The organism is Allocellulophaga tsushimaensis, assembly GCF_055383085.1.
Map to the genome: position 1 here is coordinate 1,321,046 of NZ_AP039451.1, position 15,521 is coordinate 1,336,566.

General features: G+C 28.8%; 16 protein-coding genes. All 16 read left to right on the top strand.

Annotation, left to right across the window (positions count from 1 at the left end; translation table 11 throughout):
* Nucleotides 1-6: 6 nt before the first annotated feature.
* Nucleotides 7-1,059: a dTDP-glucose 4,6-dehydratase gene (gene rfbB, locus ACZ451_RS05715; protein ID WP_464216140.1), complete on the top strand. Its 1,053-nt coding sequence runs from the start codon at nucleotides 7-9 to the stop codon at nucleotides 1,057-1,059.
* A 7-nt stretch (nucleotides 1,060-1,066) separates the two neighbouring features.
* Entirely contained in the window at nucleotides 1,067-1,927 is an 861-nt protein-coding gene (gene rfbA, locus ACZ451_RS05720) for a glucose-1-phosphate thymidylyltransferase RfbA (protein WP_464216141.1), read from the top strand.
* A 1-nt stretch (nucleotide 1,928) separates the two neighbouring features.
* Nucleotides 1,929-2,474 (top strand): dTDP-4-dehydrorhamnose 3,5-epimerase, encoded by a 546-nt coding sequence (rfbC, locus tag ACZ451_RS05725; RefSeq protein WP_464216142.1) that lies wholly within the window; start codon nucleotides 1,929-1,931, stop codon nucleotides 2,472-2,474.
* Between the two features lie 201 nt (nucleotides 2,475-2,675).
* Nucleotides 2,676-2,954 carry a sugar nucleotide-binding protein gene (locus ACZ451_RS05730; protein WP_464216900.1) on the top strand — a complete coding sequence of 93 codons (279 nt, stop codon included), beginning with the start codon at nucleotides 2,676-2,678 and terminating at the stop codon, nucleotides 2,952-2,954.
* A gap of 4 nt (nucleotides 2,955-2,958) precedes the next feature.
* Nucleotides 2,959-3,972: a UDP-N-acetylglucosamine 4,6-dehydratase (inverting) gene (gene pseB, locus ACZ451_RS05735; protein ID WP_464216143.1), complete on the top strand. Its 1,014-nt coding sequence runs from the start codon at nucleotides 2,959-2,961 to the stop codon at nucleotides 3,970-3,972.
* Nucleotides 3,972-5,117 (top strand): UDP-4-amino-4,6-dideoxy-N-acetyl-beta-L-altrosamine transaminase, encoded by a 1,146-nt coding sequence (gene pseC / locus ACZ451_RS05740; RefSeq protein WP_464216144.1) that lies wholly within the window; start codon nucleotides 3,972-3,974, stop codon nucleotides 5,115-5,117. The genes pseB and pseC overlap by 1 nt, the downstream gene beginning before the upstream one ends.
* Nucleotides 5,110-5,814 (top strand): pseudaminic acid cytidylyltransferase, encoded by a 705-nt coding sequence (pseF, locus tag ACZ451_RS05745; RefSeq protein ID WP_464216145.1) that lies wholly within the window; start codon nucleotides 5,110-5,112, stop codon nucleotides 5,812-5,814. The genes pseC and pseF overlap by 8 nt, the downstream gene beginning before the upstream one ends.
* On the top strand, nucleotides 5,792-6,805 hold the full coding sequence (pseG, locus tag ACZ451_RS05750) for a UDP-2,4-diacetamido-2,4,6-trideoxy-beta-L-altropyranose hydrolase (protein ID WP_464216146.1): 1,014 nt from the start codon (nucleotides 5,792-5,794) through the stop codon (nucleotides 6,803-6,805). Before pseF ends, pseG begins: the two co-directional genes overlap by 23 nt.
* Nucleotides 6,799-7,680 (top strand): methionyl-tRNA formyltransferase, encoded by an 882-nt coding sequence (locus tag ACZ451_RS05755; protein WP_464216147.1) that lies wholly within the window; start codon nucleotides 6,799-6,801, stop codon nucleotides 7,678-7,680. Before pseG ends, ACZ451_RS05755 begins: the two co-directional genes overlap by 7 nt.
* Complete coding sequence (gene pseI, locus ACZ451_RS05760) at nucleotides 7,664-8,704, top strand: pseudaminic acid synthase (protein ID WP_464216148.1); 1,041 nt, start codon at nucleotides 7,664-7,666, stop codon at nucleotides 8,702-8,704. Before ACZ451_RS05755 ends, pseI begins: the two co-directional genes overlap by 17 nt.
* A gap of 4 nt (nucleotides 8,705-8,708) precedes the next feature.
* Nucleotides 8,709-9,662: an acyltransferase gene (locus tag ACZ451_RS05765; RefSeq protein ID WP_464216149.1), complete on the top strand. Its 954-nt coding sequence runs from the start codon at nucleotides 8,709-8,711 to the stop codon at nucleotides 9,660-9,662.
* A 2-nt stretch (nucleotides 9,663-9,664) separates the two neighbouring features.
* Nucleotides 9,665-10,657 (top strand): phytanoyl-CoA dioxygenase family protein, encoded by a 993-nt coding sequence (locus ACZ451_RS05770; protein WP_464216150.1) that lies wholly within the window; start codon nucleotides 9,665-9,667, stop codon nucleotides 10,655-10,657.
* A 3-nt stretch (nucleotides 10,658-10,660) separates the two neighbouring features.
* Nucleotides 10,661-11,893, top strand: a complete 1,233-nt coding sequence (locus ACZ451_RS05775) for a lipopolysaccharide biosynthesis protein (protein ID WP_464216151.1) — start codon at nucleotides 10,661-10,663, stop codon at nucleotides 11,891-11,893.
* A complete protein-coding gene (locus ACZ451_RS05780) occupies nucleotides 11,884-13,182 on the top strand; it encodes a capsular polysaccharide export protein, LipB/KpsS family (protein WP_464216152.1) in 1,299 nt (432 codons plus the stop codon). Before ACZ451_RS05775 ends, ACZ451_RS05780 begins: the two co-directional genes overlap by 10 nt.
* Complete coding sequence (locus ACZ451_RS05785; protein WP_464216153.1) at nucleotides 13,175-14,173, top strand: glycosyltransferase; 999 nt, start codon at nucleotides 13,175-13,177, stop codon at nucleotides 14,171-14,173. Before ACZ451_RS05780 ends, ACZ451_RS05785 begins: the two co-directional genes overlap by 8 nt.
* A complete protein-coding gene (locus ACZ451_RS05790; protein WP_464216154.1) occupies nucleotides 14,151-15,413 on the top strand; it encodes an O-antigen ligase family protein in 1,263 nt (420 codons plus the stop codon). The genes ACZ451_RS05785 and ACZ451_RS05790 overlap by 23 nt, the downstream gene beginning before the upstream one ends.
* The last annotated feature ends 108 nt before the right edge of the window (nucleotides 15,414-15,521 follow it).

The following is a 15,521-nucleotide window of genomic DNA, read 5'->3' on the forward strand; positions in this document are numbered from 1 at the left end:
ATAAATATGACTTTAAAAAAAATTTTAATAACTGGAGGAGCAGGTTTTATAGGCTCTCATGTTATTAGAAGATTAGTGACAACATATCCTGAATATCATCTTTATAATTTAGATGCACTGACTTATGCAGGCAATTTAGAAAACCTAAAAGATATAGAAGCACTACCTAATTACAAATTTATTAAAGGAGATATAACAGATATAACATTTATTACTGATTTATTTTTGAAGTATAATTTTGATAGCGTGATTCATCTCGCAGCTGAATCACATGTAGATCGTTCAATAACAGATCCCTTAGCCTTTGTTAAAACAAATGTAATAGGTACCGTAAACTTATTAAATGCTGCTAAAAATAATTGGGAAAATAATACAAAACAAAAACGATTTTACCATATTAGTACAGATGAAGTATATGGCTCTTTAGGAAAAATAGGTCTGTTTACAGAAACAAATGCTTATAATCCTAATTCTCCTTATTCAGCATCCAAAGCAAGCTCAGATCATTTTGTAAGGGCATATGGAGAAACCTATAATTTACCATATGTCATTAGTAATTGTTCCAATAATTATGGCCCAAATCAATTCCCAGAAAAATTAATTCCACTATTGATTAACAACATCATACAAAAAAAACCATTACCTGTTTATGGAGATGGTAATTATGTGCGAGATTGGTTATATGTAGAAGACCATGCAAGAGCCATAGATACTATTTTTCATAAAGGAAAAAATGCAGAAACATATAATATTGGAGGTATTAATGAATGGAAAAATATAGATGTAGTAACACTCCTTTGTCAATTAATGGACACTAAATTAAATCGAAAAAAAGGAGAAAGTGAACAACTCATTACTTATGTTAAAGATAGGCCAGGACATGATTTACGATATGCTATTGATGCATCAAAGGTGAAGAATAATTTAGGTTGGAAAACGTCAGTTACTTTTGAAGAAGGCTTATTAAAAACAATTGATTGGTATTTAGAAAATAAAGAATGGTTAAATAATGTAACATCTGGCACATACCTAGATTATTATAAAAAACAATATCAATAATATAATAATGAAGGGAATTATTTTAGCAGGAGGTTCTGGAACAAGATTACACCCACTTACAATAGCTGTGAGCAAGCAATTAATGCCTGTTTATAATAAGCCTATGATATATTACCCTATAGCAACGCTAATGGCTGCTGGCATTAAAGAAATACTCATTATAACAACTCCACAAGATAAATCCTTATTTGAAAAATTATTAGGGGATGGTTCTCAATTAGGCTGTACATTTTCTTATGCCATTCAAAAGCAACCTAATGGTTTAGCAGAAGCCTTTTTAATAGGCGAAAAATTTATTGGAAAAGATAGTGTGGCCCTTATTTTAGGGGACAATATTTTTTATGGATCTGGTTTTTCTAAATTATTACAGGAAAACAAAAACCCCAATGGAGGAATTATTTATGCATATCATGTAAATGATCCAGAGCGCTATGGTGTTGTTGAATTTAACAATGATGGAAAGGCTATCTCTATTGAAGAAAAACCATCTCAACCTAAATCTAATTATGCAGTACCAGGAATTTATTTTTATGATAATACAGTAATAGAAATAGCAAAGGAAATAAGACCAAGTAACCGAGGAGAATTAGAAATTACCGATATTAATAAGGCCTATTTAGCAGAAGGTAAATTAAAAGTAAGTGTTTTAGACTCTGGAACGGCATGGTTAGATACGGGAACATTCTCTTCATTAATGCAAGCTTCACAGTTTGTAGAGGTTATTGAAAAAAGGCAAGGCTTAAAGGTAGGAGCCATAGAAGAGGTTGCCTATAAAATGGGCTATATAACAGAAGACGAACTTCATCAATTAGCGCAACCTTTATTGAAAAGTGGTTACGGGGAGTATTTATTAAAAACAAAAAAGTAAGGTGAAAATAACGGAAACATACCTTAAAGGTTGCTTTGTAATTGAACCAACTCGTTTTAAAGACAACCGAGGTGTTTTTTTTGAAGCCTATAAGAAAGAATATTTTGAAAAAACAATTGGAGAATCCGTTGATTTTGTACAAGACAATCAATCTATTTCCAAACAATGGACATTAAGAGGCTTACATTTTCAAACAGAAGGAGCGGCACAAGCTAAATTAGTGAGTGTTGCCTTTGGTGAAGTATTAGATGTAGTAGTTGATATTCGTAAAGAAAGCCCCACTTTTGGAAAACATTTTAAAATAAAGTTATCAGCAAAAAATCATATTAGCTTATTTATCCCTAAAGGTTTTGCCCATGGCTTTTTAGCGCTAGCTGACCAAACTATTTTCCAATACAAATGTGACAACTATTATAAAAAGGATTTAGAAAGAGGTATTTTATATAATGATAGAAATTTAGATATTGACTGGGAGTTTCCTATTCATAAATTTATAATATCAGAAAAAGATAAGAAGTTACCTAATTTTAAAGCACTATTTAAATGAGCAATGTTTTAGTTACAGAAACTTCTGGTCAATTAGGTTTGACTATACAAGATATTCATATTTCTACAGAGTATGTTTTTGATGGAGAAAAAAAGAATTTTATACAAAATTGGTGATATCCCAAATCCAATAAACGAGTTTGGATAATCAAAGTCAGCCAGATAAAAACATATTCTAGAAATAATAACTAATTATTTTATTATTTGTACCTCTTGGTTATATAGTAAAACGTATGGTGCCGATTTCCAAAAAGCATACTCCACGATCGTTATAAATTTAGCGGATTATGTCTTGCATTTAGCATCTAAAAATGTAAAAAAATATGGGATATATTATTTTACGGATAAAAAAGAAATAACAAGGTATGATTTTGCTTCGAAAATAATAATAGAAAATAATCTTAATGAGAACACAACGCTTGTAAGAGATAATAATTGTTGTAGCTTTGTTAAGAGACCAAAAAGTAGTATTTTAAAATAAATAAATGGATTATAAAGGTAAATCACTATTAATTACTGGTGGCACTGGATCACTAGGGAAAGCATTAACAACTCATATTTTATCTAAGCATGCTGAAATTAGAAGAGTAATAATTTTTTCTCGTGATGAGCAAAAACAATTTCAAATGGCTCAGGAATTTCCAAAAAATAAATTTCCTCAAATACGTTTTTTTATAGGTGATGTTAGAGATAAGGAGCGCCTTAAGAGAGCTTTTAAAGGGGTTGACTATGTTATCCATGCAGCAGCTATGAAACATGTTCATTTAGCAGAATATAACCCTGAAGAATGTATAAAGACTAATATTGGAGGAGCTCAAAATGTTGTAGACGCGTGTTTTGAAACTAGTGTAGAACGAGTTGTGGCATTATCAACAGATAAAGCTTGTGCACCCATAAACTTATACGGTGCAACAAAATTAACTTCAGATAAACTTTTTATAGCAGCAAATAATATTAAAGGAGATAGTCCTATAAGGTTTTCTGTAGTAAGATATGGAAATGTTATGGGATCAAATGGTTCTGTAATTCCATTTTTTATTAAAAAGAAGAAAGAAGGTTCTTTACCAATTACAGATCCAAATATGACGCGTTTTAATATTTCCTTACAAGGTGGAGTAGATATGGTAATGCATGCAATGGAATACGCTTGGGGGGGAGAATTATACGTACCTAAAATACCTTCATATAGAATTACAGATGTAGCTGAAGCTATTGCTCCAGAATGTAAAAAACCTGTTGTAGGGATCCGACCAGGCGAAAAAATTCATGAAGAAATGATAACACCATCTGATTCATTTTATACCTATGACCTTGGAAAATATTATACCATTTTACCTTCTACGCATAAATGGAAATTAGAAGACTTTATTAAAGAATTTAATGCAAAACCTGTCCCACAAAATTTTAGTTATAATTCAGGTGAAAATGAGGAATGGGAGACTGTAGAGACGTTAAGAAAACTTATAAAAGAACATGTAGATACTAATTTTGTTATATAATGCAATCTATACCATACGGAAGACAGAATATTGAACAAGATGATATTGATGCAGTAGTAGAAACACTTACAGCAGATTATTTAACTCAAGGGCCAAAAGTCAAAGAATTTGAAAATAAATTTGCAGAATATGTAGGCGCTAAATATGCTGTTTCTGTTAATAATGCAACCTCTGGGTTACATTTAGCTGTCTTAGCTTTAGGCTTAAAAAAAGGAGAGCGGGTTATTACAACACCAATTACCTTTGCAGCATCAGCAAATTGTGTTAGATATGCTGGCGGAGAAGTTTGGTTTGCAGATATAGATCCAGATTCCTATTTACTGTCTTTAGAGAGTACTAAAAAATTAATTGAGAGTAAACCAAAAGGTTTTTTTAAAGGAATAATTCCAGTAGATTTTGCAGGTCTTCCCATAAATCTAGAAGCTTTTAAAGAATTAGCTCTAGAGCATGATTTATGGATAATAGAAGATGCTTGTCATGCACCAGGAGGCTATTTTGTAGATTCAAAAGGAGATAAACAAATGTGCGGTAATGCCAATTATGCTGATATTGGTATATTTTCATTTCACCCAGTAAAACATATTGCTTGTGGAGAAGGAGGAATGGTTACTACAAATTCTGAAAAACTATACAAAAAGCTCTCCTCTTTAAGAACGCATGGTATCACCAAAGAAGATATGACAGAGAATCATGGAGGTTGGTTCTATGAAATGCAAGAGTTAGGCTATAATTACAGATTAACAGACATTCAATCAGCTTTAGGAATTTCGCAATTAGCAAAAAATAAGGCAGGAGTTGAAAGAAGAAATGAAATAGCACGTACTTACAAGAAAGCGTTTAAGGATAAAATTAAATTTCAAAGCCTAGATGAAAAATCTTTAAACGCACATCACTTATTTGTTATAGAAGTTGACGATAGAAAAGGTTTGTATAACTTTTTAAGAACACAAAACATTTTTGCACAGATACATTATATTCCAGTACATACTTTGCCTTATTATAAAGAAATAGGATATGAAAGTGCAAGTTTAAAAAATGCTGAAAAGTACTATGCTAGATGTATTAGCTTACCAATGTATCCAAGTTTAACGGATGAAGAACAGGCATACGTAATAGAAAAAGTGTTATCATATATCTATGGCTAATTTGGCAATAATACCTGCAAGAGGTGGGAGTAAACGAATTCCTAAAAAGAATATAAAGCCTTTTTTAGGGAAACCTATTATTGCATACTCTATAGAAGCTGCTTTAAAAAGTAATTTGTTTGATGAGGTTATGGTCTCTACAGACGATCAGGAAATTGCAAAAATAGCTATAGCATATGGTGCGGAAGTGCCTTTTTTAAGAAGTGATAAGAATGCTGATGATTTTGCTGTTTTAGCAGATGTAGTAGAAGAAGTGATTACTAATTATAAGCATCAAAATAAAAATTTTGATGCTATTTGTTGTATACTTCCTACAGCACCATTTGTAACATCAAATAAGATCAATGAAGCGTATAACAAACTTATAGAGGATAATTTTGATAGTGTTTTTCCTGTGTTAGCGTTTTCTTTCCCAATACAACGATCACTAAAATTTAAAGATAACAAAGTAGCTATGGTATGGAGTGAGCATTTAAATTCACGTTCTCAAGATTTAGAATTGAGATACCATGATTCTGGTCAGTTTTATTGGCTAAAACCTAACTCTTTTAATAAAGATAAAAAGTTGTTTACAAATAATTCTGGAGCCATTGTAATTTCAGAATTGCATGCTCAAGATATTGATACAGAAACAGATTGGAAACTTGCAGAAATTAAATACAAACTCATACTTAATGACCAAGAAGGTAATCTTTAGAGCAGATGGAAATGCCACAACAGGATTAGGTCATTTATATAGATTATTTAGTCTAGCAGAAATTGTTAAGGACACTTTAGATTTTGTATTCTTAACACACGAAACTTCAACAGATTCAGTAATTCCAGAACTTTATGCAAAAAAAGGTATCCCTAAAAACATTACTATTGATGAAGAGCCAGAATGGTTAGCTACTTCTTTTTCTGCTAAAGAATATATTATTATTGCAGATGGATATCAATTTACAGCATCATATCAAAAACAAGTAAAACAACTTGGATTTTGTTTAATTTATATTGATGATTTGGCTAAAGAACATATGCATGCAGATGTGGTTATTAATCATTCGCCACATATTAATGAAAAACATTACCATAAAGAATCGTACACTAAATTAGCTTTAGGAACGCAATATGCATTACTTAGACCCCTTTTTTTAAAAGTAGCAAAACAAAACAAAACCATTAAAAGAGTGGATAGTGCTTTTATTTGTTTTGGTGGCGCAGACCCATTTAATCTTAGCTTAAAAGTTGTTGAAGCAGTATTACAGATTAAAATTTTTAAAAATATACATATTGTACTAGGTGCTGCGTATAAACATGATGAGATTTTTAATTTAGAAGAGAAATACTCCAACAAAATAAAAACGTATCGTAATCTTTCTGAAGAACAATTAATAAAAGTAATGCAAAAATGTAATTTTGCAATTGCTCCAGCAAGTACCATTTTGTATGAGCTTTCCTGTATTAAAATGCCTATTTTTAGTGGATTCTATATAGATAATCAAGAGTTAATTTATAAAGGGTTTTTAGATAAGAAAGCTATTTATAAAGGAGAGAATATGAAGAACTATAAATCTTCTGATTTTTTAAACAAAATAAATATAATTTTAAAGGAAGCACAATTTAACTATCAAATAGAAGCTCAAAAAGCACTGTTTGATGATAAAATAGCTTTAAGACATTTAAATTTAATAAAAGAAATATGTTAACTACAGGTATACTTTGTAGTGGTGGTTTAGGCCTAGACACCTTAGTAAAAATAGCTAAAGACCACGCTATAGAATTTGTTTTAACAGACAGTAATTCTACTGGAATAATAGATTTTGTAACTAAAAATAATATTCCATTTTATGCTGGTAACCCAAGGAAAGGTGCTGGTTATGATTTTATAAAAGAATTTAATGTAGATATTATAGCATCAATTAACTACTTATTTTTAATTGATGAAGATATTATTAACCATTCTAACCTTTTAACATTTAATATCCATGGATCTTTATTACCTAAATACAGGGGTAGAACGCCACATGTTTGGGCAATAATAAATGGAGAAGATAAAGCTGGAATTACAGCTCATGTTATTGATAAAGGTTGTGATACTGGAAAAATAATACACCAGATTGAAATACCAATTGAAAAAGAAGATACAGGAGGAACAATACTAGAAAAATATGCAAAAGCATATTATCCGTTAGTAAAAAAAGTATTACATGATGTTTTCAATGATCAATTAAACTTAGCAGTTCAAAAAGAAGAAGACGCAACGTATTTTGGAAAACGAACGCCTGCAGACGGTGAAATTAATTGGAATTGGAGCAGAGAAGCTATTCGTAATTGGGTTAGAGCACAAGCAAATCCATATCCAGGTGCATTTACATTTTATAATAACCAAAAAATTATCATTGATAAGGTATCTTTTTCGGATGTTAAAATAACAAATGCGCAAAGTATAGGAGAAATTATACAACTTCAGCCTAAGCTAGTTATTAAGACCGCAAATGGAGCAATTAACTTAGATATAATAAGAACAGAAAATTGTACTTTTAACCTCGGAAATATATTTGGTAATGAAAATAGGAAATAAAACGATAGGAGGAGACAATCCATGTTTTATAATAGCAGAGCTTTCTGCCAATCATAATGGCGATTTAAATGTTGCAATAGAAACGATAAGAGCGGCAAAGAAAACAGGAGCAGACGCCATAAAACTTCAAACCTATACCCCAGATACATTAACTATAAATTGTGATAATAAACACTTTAAAATTGAAGGGGGAACCTTGTGGGATGGTAAAACATTATATGAACTTTATGGAGAAGCATATACCCCTTGGGAATGGCATAAGCAACTTTTTGAAGTAGCAGAAGAAGAAGGTTTAATTTGTTTTTCTTCACCTTTTGATTTTACAGCAGTTGATTTTCTTGAGGAATTAAATGTCCCAGCTTATAAAATTGCATCGTTTGAGATTCAAGATATTCCTTTAATAGAATATGCTGCATCCAAAGGAAAACCAATTATTATATCCACAGGTATCGCAGAAGAAGCAGACATTCAATTAGCAGTTGATACTTGTAGAAAGGTTGGCAATAATGATATTATCTTACTAAAATGTACATCTTCTTATCCTGCCCCTTTAGAATTAGCGAATTTAAATACTATTCCTGATTTAAAATCTCGATTTAATGTTGAAGTTGGTTTTAGCGACCATACTTATGGTTCACTTGCACCAACTGTTGCAACAACATTAGGAGCAAAGGTTATTGAAAAACATTTTATTTTAAACAAATCTATTGGAGGTCCAGATGCTGATTTTTCTCTTGATGTTGAAGAGTTTACGGAATTAGTGGACAAAGTAAGAGACACTGAAAAATTATTAGGAAAAGTCTCCTATGAAATCTCAGAAAAAGTAAAAAACAATAGAAAATTTGCAAGATCACTATTTGTAGTTAAAGATGTTAACTCTGGAGATATTATAACAAAAGAAAATGTTAGATCTATTAGACCAGGATATGGTATGCACCCAAAACATTTTAAAGACATTTTAGGTAGTTCTTTCTCTGTTGATATAAAAAGAGGTACTCCATTACACTTAAACTTAATAAATTAAATTTTTGAAATTATTTACTTTTTTTTATTTAAAATCTTTTCTTAAAGGCATTTATATCAATGATCTAAATAACTTTACAATAGGAGAGAACAGTTGGATTGGAAAGCATGTACATATTTTTATCCCAAATGCGTCTAAAGAAAAAAAAGGAAAAATAGTTATTCAAAACCATGTTAGAATAGGTTCTTTTTCTGAGCTTAATGCAATTTCTGGTAAAAACTTAATCATAAAAGAGTATACAAGCCTTAATACAAATTGTAAAGTATTAGGAGAAGTAACAATAGAAAGGTATTGTGTTTTAGCGCCTAATATTTTTATATCTTCTGGAAATCACTATGCTTTTACATACCCAGAAAGATTAATAAAAAATCAAGATAAAATGGTCTTCTCTACAGAAGAAGGACTAAATGCTCATTCTAAAAAAGTAACTATTAATGAAGATGTGTGGTTGGGAGTGGGTGTTTTTATTGCCCAAGGTGTTACAATTGGTCGGGGTGCAGTAATAGGAGCAAATTCTGTAGTTTTAAAAGATATTCCTCCATATACTGTTTATGTTGGTGCACCTGCTAGATTTATTAGAGAAAGATTAAGTTTTTCACCCCCAATTAACCTTAACTGTAAAAATGCAGAAAATTGGCCTTATTTTTACAAAGGATTTGATCACATCAATATTGAAAAAGATATTGAGTATGGAATTAAACTTATAGATGAAGGTGAAATTAGATTAAATAAAGAAATACTAAGTTTAAGTATTGAAGGGAGTTGTTCTGAAAAAAATAAATTTAAAGTATGCTTCCTTATAGGAACTTTAAAAATTGTTAAAGAACTAACAGGGAATTTTAAACTCAACTTTGACTTAGAAGATAATGCTAATGAATTAGACTATCTAAAAATAGAGATTTTAAGTTTAGATAGTAATTATAAAGAATTGGACTTTAGAATAAAAAAAATAAATTAAAAATGGAATCATTAAAAATTGGATTAGCAAGAGTGTTATTTGAATTTGGACTTGTTTTTTTTAATTGGTTTGGCTTTACTCCAAAGTATTCATATGAGAGCCTAAGGAAACTATACTATACTAGTAATGGAAAATTTAATAAAAAAATATCTTCAAGAATAGGTAAAAAAAGCAAATTATATGATTTTGAAGAAAAAATAAATGGAGTTTTAGGAGAACTTAATCATGAAGATATTGATAAAATTGTTTCTGATATAAATACCAATGGCTATTATGTTTTTGATAAAAAACTTAATCATGAAGATATTGATCATCTATTAAAGTTTTCTTTAGAAACTAAAGCTAGATTAATGCCAAATGAAGAAATGGTTTTTAAAACATATGATAGAAACAATCCTGAAGCTATAAAATACCAATTTCAAGAACAAGATTTAATTAATAATTCAGTTATTCAAAAAATAGCTATAGATAAAACTATTCTTTTAATTGCTCAAAAATTTTTAAAAGCAAAACCCATTCTTGATTTAATAAGCATGTGGTGGAGTACAAGTATTTCTAAAGAAGCTTCTTCTAAAATTGCTCAATTATATCATTTTGATATGGAAAGAATAAGATTCATTAAATTTTTTATATACCTAACAGATGTTGATGAGAATACAGGACCTCATTGCTATGTAAAGGGTTCAACTAAGAATATTCCTTTAGCTGTAAGAAGAGATGGTAGAATTTCTGATATAGAAATGGAAGAAGCTTATGGGAAAGAAAATTTAATGGAAATAGGGGGTAAAAAAGGAACTATTTTAGCGGTAGATACAAGCGGTTTTCACAAGGGAAAAAAATTAGAAAAAGATGATAGACTTTTACTACAGTTTGAGTACACTAATAGTTTATTTGGAGTAAAAAATACATTCTATGATGTAACAGAACCTACAAAGGATTTAAAGAAGTCTAAAAAGAAGTATAAAGAGACTTTTCAACGATACTTGATAAAATAAAAAGTGACCAAAATAGGCTCCCTAATTAAAAATAATTTACCAAACCTTTTCTTTAGGGGGTTGGCTATAATTGGAAAGTTTTTTTTGGTCTTATATATCACCAAAAAATTAACACTAGAAGATTTAGGCATCTATAATTTATTATCTGTAACCGTAGCAGTATTTTTATTTATAGTTGGTTTTGAGTTTCACAGCTACACCGGAAGGCAATATAAAGATAGAGCAAATAAAAATTTTTTATTAATTAATCAATTTGTTGCCCATTTTATATTCTATTTAATTGCCATTCCTTTATCATACTTCTTGTTTTTTAAGCATATGGTAGACAGTGAGTACCTACTACTAATTTACTTAATTATTATTTTTGATCACATATCCCAAGAAATATCTAGAGTTTTTGTTTATGTTGGTAAATCAGTGATCTACAACTTTCTATTTTTTCTTAAAAATGGAGCGTGGGTGTTTCCTTTGATGCTTATATCGTTCTCTTTTGAAACTGAAATTGATATTACTGAAATTTTGCAATATTGGTTCTATGGTACAATTGTTGCCTTTTTAACGGGTTTTATATTTTTATTTAAATACAGATTCATAAGACCGAGCGTAATTGATTTTAAATGGATTTTAAAAGGATATAAAGTAGCTTTTCCATTTTTTTTAATGGCGATCTCTTTAAGAATTATTGAGTTTAGTGATCGGTATTTAATTGAGAATTTTTTAAACCTTAAACAACTTGGAATATATAGCTTTTATTTTGGTATAGCAGGTATAGCAACAACACTTATTACGAGTAGTATAGGTGTTCAATATATTCCTCTTTTTTTAGCAGCTGAAAATAACCTTACAAAGTTAAAACAGCATGTAAAATCGTATTTATATAAAATATTGAGTATTTATAGTATTATAATTATAGGGATATTAGTTTTGTTGCCTTACTTAATTTCTTATATGGAAAAAGACGAATTATTTTCTTATTATAATATTATTTGGTTAATGATTGCAAATTCAATTTTAATATCATTAACCATAATCCCTCAAAATATTTTATATGCACTAAAAAAAGATAGCGTTTTAATGTACTCTTCAATTATTGGAGCGTTAGTAAATATATTTATTAACATAGTTTTTCTTGAAAAAATTGGACTATACGCAGCTGTTTTTTCAACTACAATTACTTATATTTTAATCATCTTAATTAGAATACTTTTTCTAAAAAATAAATGTCAATGGATATAGATATTGCACTTATAAATGGTTATCATGAATTTGCTTTATCAGCACAATTTTATTTTGAGTTAAAAAATAAAGGGAAAAATGCGTTGGTTTTAACCCCTAATCCTTACGAATTTAAAAAATTAAAAAAACAAGGTGTTTCTGTTATTTACATTAATAATTTCTTTCCATTAAAAACCCCTAAAACTAAAGAAATAGAAGCATTTTTTAAGAAAGAAAATATAGAATTAAATCAATTTATAGAAACTGAAAAGGCATACTACAATGATGATGAAAACAACATTAAAAGATATGCATACAATTATTTAATAGCTTTTAAAACAATATTCAAAAAATATACTATTAAGTATATTTTTCAAATGCAAGGAGGTGAAGTTGTTCGCAGAGCTGCTTTTTTGGCTGCAAAAACAGCAAAAATGAAGTCTATATATTCTGGGGAATCTTTTCTTAAAGGCTTTTCAACATTGTATTCAGATGAACAAAAAACTATAATTGTTCCAAAAAATTACAAAGAACTTTCAGAGGAAAAAGCAAAACAGATTATTTCAGAAAAAATTTCAAAAAAGAAAGTCATTAAGTATAGCACTAAGGCAACAAATTACCAAAAAGGGAATATTTTAGCTAAATTCAGCACACTTATATTTCATAGAAATTATAATATTATTAGAGCTTATTTATATCATATTTATAAGAGAAAACTACGTCATGTTTTCTTAGAATTTACTACATCAAATTACTTTAAAAGTTTTGAACCAAATAATGATTTTTTTTATTTTCCATTTAATGTAGCAGCTGAATCAGAATTATTTATAAGAAATAGAGCTTTTTCCGATCAAATAAAAACAGTAAAACAAATTGCAAAACACTTGCCCAAAGACTATTTTTTATATGTAAAAACTCACCCAGGAGATGAAGGGCACCTAACTTTAAACAATTATAAAGAAATAGATAAAATTAAGAATGTTCGTTTACTAAATGCAGATGTAAATACTTTTGATGTAGTTGATTCTGCAAAAGCAGTAATTATTGTTTCTTCTACAGTTGGTCTAGAAAGTTATATAAAGGACAAACCAACGCTTGTTTTAGGGAATTGGCCATATAAGTCTATGGGTAATTATATAATCAATTCCTCTTATAAAAGTATAAGTGAAGATATATCAACACATACTGGTAATAACCCAACAGTACTATTACAAAATATTCAAAAAAATGTTCATAAAGGACATCTTTTTGGGACAGAAGATGAGTTTTCTGAATTAATGAATACAATGTCAGTACTTATAGATGAATAAGATACTCTACATTAAAAAAAAACCAAAAAGGGCTAATTGGTCTGGTGTGTTAGAACGCCAATTTAAAAGTTTTCAAGAGTTTTCAACTAATGATGAAGTTGGACTAATAGAAGTTGACACTTCTAGCCTTGCAAATTTTTTTGGGTGTATTAGAAAAATTATCTCAAATAGTAAAAAATTTAATATTATTTATGTTAATCATATCATTTGTGGTTTTGCCTGTATTCCAGCAATAATTTTGGCTTGGAATAAAGCATGGATACTATCCTTACATGAAAGCGAACCTGTATTAGGCTTTTTTTATGGACTTAAACGTTTTAAAAGTCTAGGTATAAAAAAGCTTATCCGGTATTCTCCAATAATGAGAATCCCAGTACTGTTTTTTAATAAAATATTAGTTCTTAATGAAAAACAGATGTATAGAAAATCAAGTAAATATTATCAAAGTAATTTTTTAGGAGTAAATACAGAGATGTTTTTTCCTCAAAAAAATAATACTACAGCGATTACTTGTTTTTTTCCACATGACCCACTGAGACCAGAAAAAGGTTTTAATGCCGTTGAAAACTTTCTAAACGATAATTATAAAAATAGATTCTTTGTAGGTGGTAATATTCCGAATAACAAAATGCCTTCATATTATCAAAAATCAGACGTTGTTTTATTTTCAGGAGATTATGAAACGTATTCAATCGCTTTTCTTGAAGCTATTGCCAGTAATTGTTATGTAATATGCCATCAAGAATTAGGAATTGTTCTTAATTTACTTTCTAAATATACTGCTGGTGAGCTATCAGAGTATGGGGTTTTTATTTATCAAAAATCAGAAGAATTAAAAACGTTTTTTACTAAAGTACAGGAAAATATCTTAAATTATAAAGCGCCTAAAACAATTGATTTACTAAAAGAAAATAAACTTTCTGAAAAAGAATGCAATGAAAATCTTTTAAAACTTCTTATAGATTTAAATGAAAAAAAAGATAAAGCTTAATAATTTTCTTCTTAACCTCTTTTTTATAGCCTTTTTTTTAAGGTTTTCTTCTGAGTTGCCTGCTTCGTTTTATAATGTTGGTTGGATTGATCCAATATTTTTCCCTTTTACTAAGGTTTTTTCTTTCTTTTTGTTAATTACCGCTGTATTTATTATTATGCTAAATAAACCTCAAATAATATTAAAAAAGCATTTATTTAAGGATACGCTATTAATTATATGTTCTTTTATTTGCTCAAGTTTATTGGCTATATGGACATACCATACAATAGGAATGCCAAAAACTGGAATATTAATAGTTTTTTTGAGGTATATCATTGAAATAGCTATTGTGTTTGTTGTGTTTAAAACCGTTAAATCTAGATTTGATTATAGATTTATTTTTAATCGTTTAATTCAACCAATTATTTTACTCACAATTTTCATTTCTTATTTACAAATATTTACATCTAGTTATCAAAATATTCAAGGAGTATATCGTTTGCCTGGACCGTTTTCTAACCCAAATGTTTGTGCCTCTTTCTTAAGTTTATTCATTGCAATACTTACCTATGATTATGCATATAGAAAATCTAAATATCTCAATATAATTTTAATCATACTTCTGGAAATATTGCTATGGAAGACCGGTAGTATGACCTCTATATTCATTAATTTATTATTTTTCTTTTTAATATTTATACATAAAAAATTATATAAATCATTAGTTTTTTATTATTCATTCCCAGTTGCAGTAATATCATCAGCTATCTACATTTATTTAAAATGGGATAGTATCTTATTTAGGGTCTCTAAGGTATTTAATCTTGATGATTTTGAGCTTAGTTCAGCCTCATCTATTTCTTGGAGATTTGAAGCTTGGCAAAACTATTTAGCTCAAATTGATAGTTTTTTTGAAGTATTTTTTGGCCTTGGACTTGGAACACATCGATTTATATTTTTAAATGGCTACTCAAACAACCTCTCCTATGTTTTTGAAGCTCCAGGAACACATAATGATTATCTTGGGATTTTTGTAGATATGGGTTTAGTAGGTTTAGTAGTATTCTTTTATCTCATATATAAAGTTATTAGAGTAATCAATAAAAAAATAGCGATAGACAAAAATATGATTACAATTAAGCTTTTCTTTTATTGTTTTTTAGTGTCTATGTTAATGGATAATTATATTGATGGAATATTAATGATGACTTTTTTGATTTTTTTAGTTACTACAATAAAATCCACTAATAAGATATAGATGCTAAATAAGATTAAAACAATACCTGCTTTTGAAATTTTAATAGCTTTATTTATCTTAACATACCCTTTTTCTATTAAGCTTAATAGTATTTCCATTCTGTTATTA

Coding starts and splice junctions, on each gene's coding strand:
- pseI (WP_464216148.1), top strand. CDS start 7,664: ATGAAAATAGGAAATAAAACGATAGGAGGAGACAATCCATGTTTTATA.
- pseC (WP_464216144.1), top strand. CDS start 3,972: ATGCAATCTATACCATACGGAAGACAGAATATTGAACAAGATGATATT.
- ACZ451_RS05755 (WP_464216147.1), top strand. CDS start 6,799: ATGTTAACTACAGGTATACTTTGTAGTGGTGGTTTAGGCCTAGACACC.
- ACZ451_RS05790 (WP_464216154.1), top strand. CDS start 14,151: ATGAAAAAAAAGATAAAGCTTAATAATTTTCTTCTTAACCTCTTTTTT.
- ACZ451_RS05770 (WP_464216150.1), top strand. CDS start 9,665: ATGGAATCATTAAAAATTGGATTAGCAAGAGTGTTATTTGAATTTGGA.
- pseB (WP_464216143.1), top strand. CDS start 2,959: ATGGATTATAAAGGTAAATCACTATTAATTACTGGTGGCACTGGATCA.
- pseF (WP_464216145.1), top strand. CDS start 5,110: ATGGCTAATTTGGCAATAATACCTGCAAGAGGTGGGAGTAAACGAATT.
- rfbB (WP_464216140.1), top strand. CDS start 7: ATGACTTTAAAAAAAATTTTAATAACTGGAGGAGCAGGTTTTATAGGC.
- ACZ451_RS05780 (WP_464216152.1), top strand. CDS start 11,884: ATGGATATAGATATTGCACTTATAAATGGTTATCATGAATTTGCTTTA.
- ACZ451_RS05785 (WP_464216153.1), top strand. CDS start 13,175: ATGAATAAGATACTCTACATTAAAAAAAAACCAAAAAGGGCTAATTGG.
- pseG (WP_464216146.1), top strand. CDS start 5,792: ATGACCAAGAAGGTAATCTTTAGAGCAGATGGAAATGCCACAACAGGA.
- rfbA (WP_464216141.1), top strand. CDS start 1,067: ATGAAGGGAATTATTTTAGCAGGAGGTTCTGGAACAAGATTACACCCA.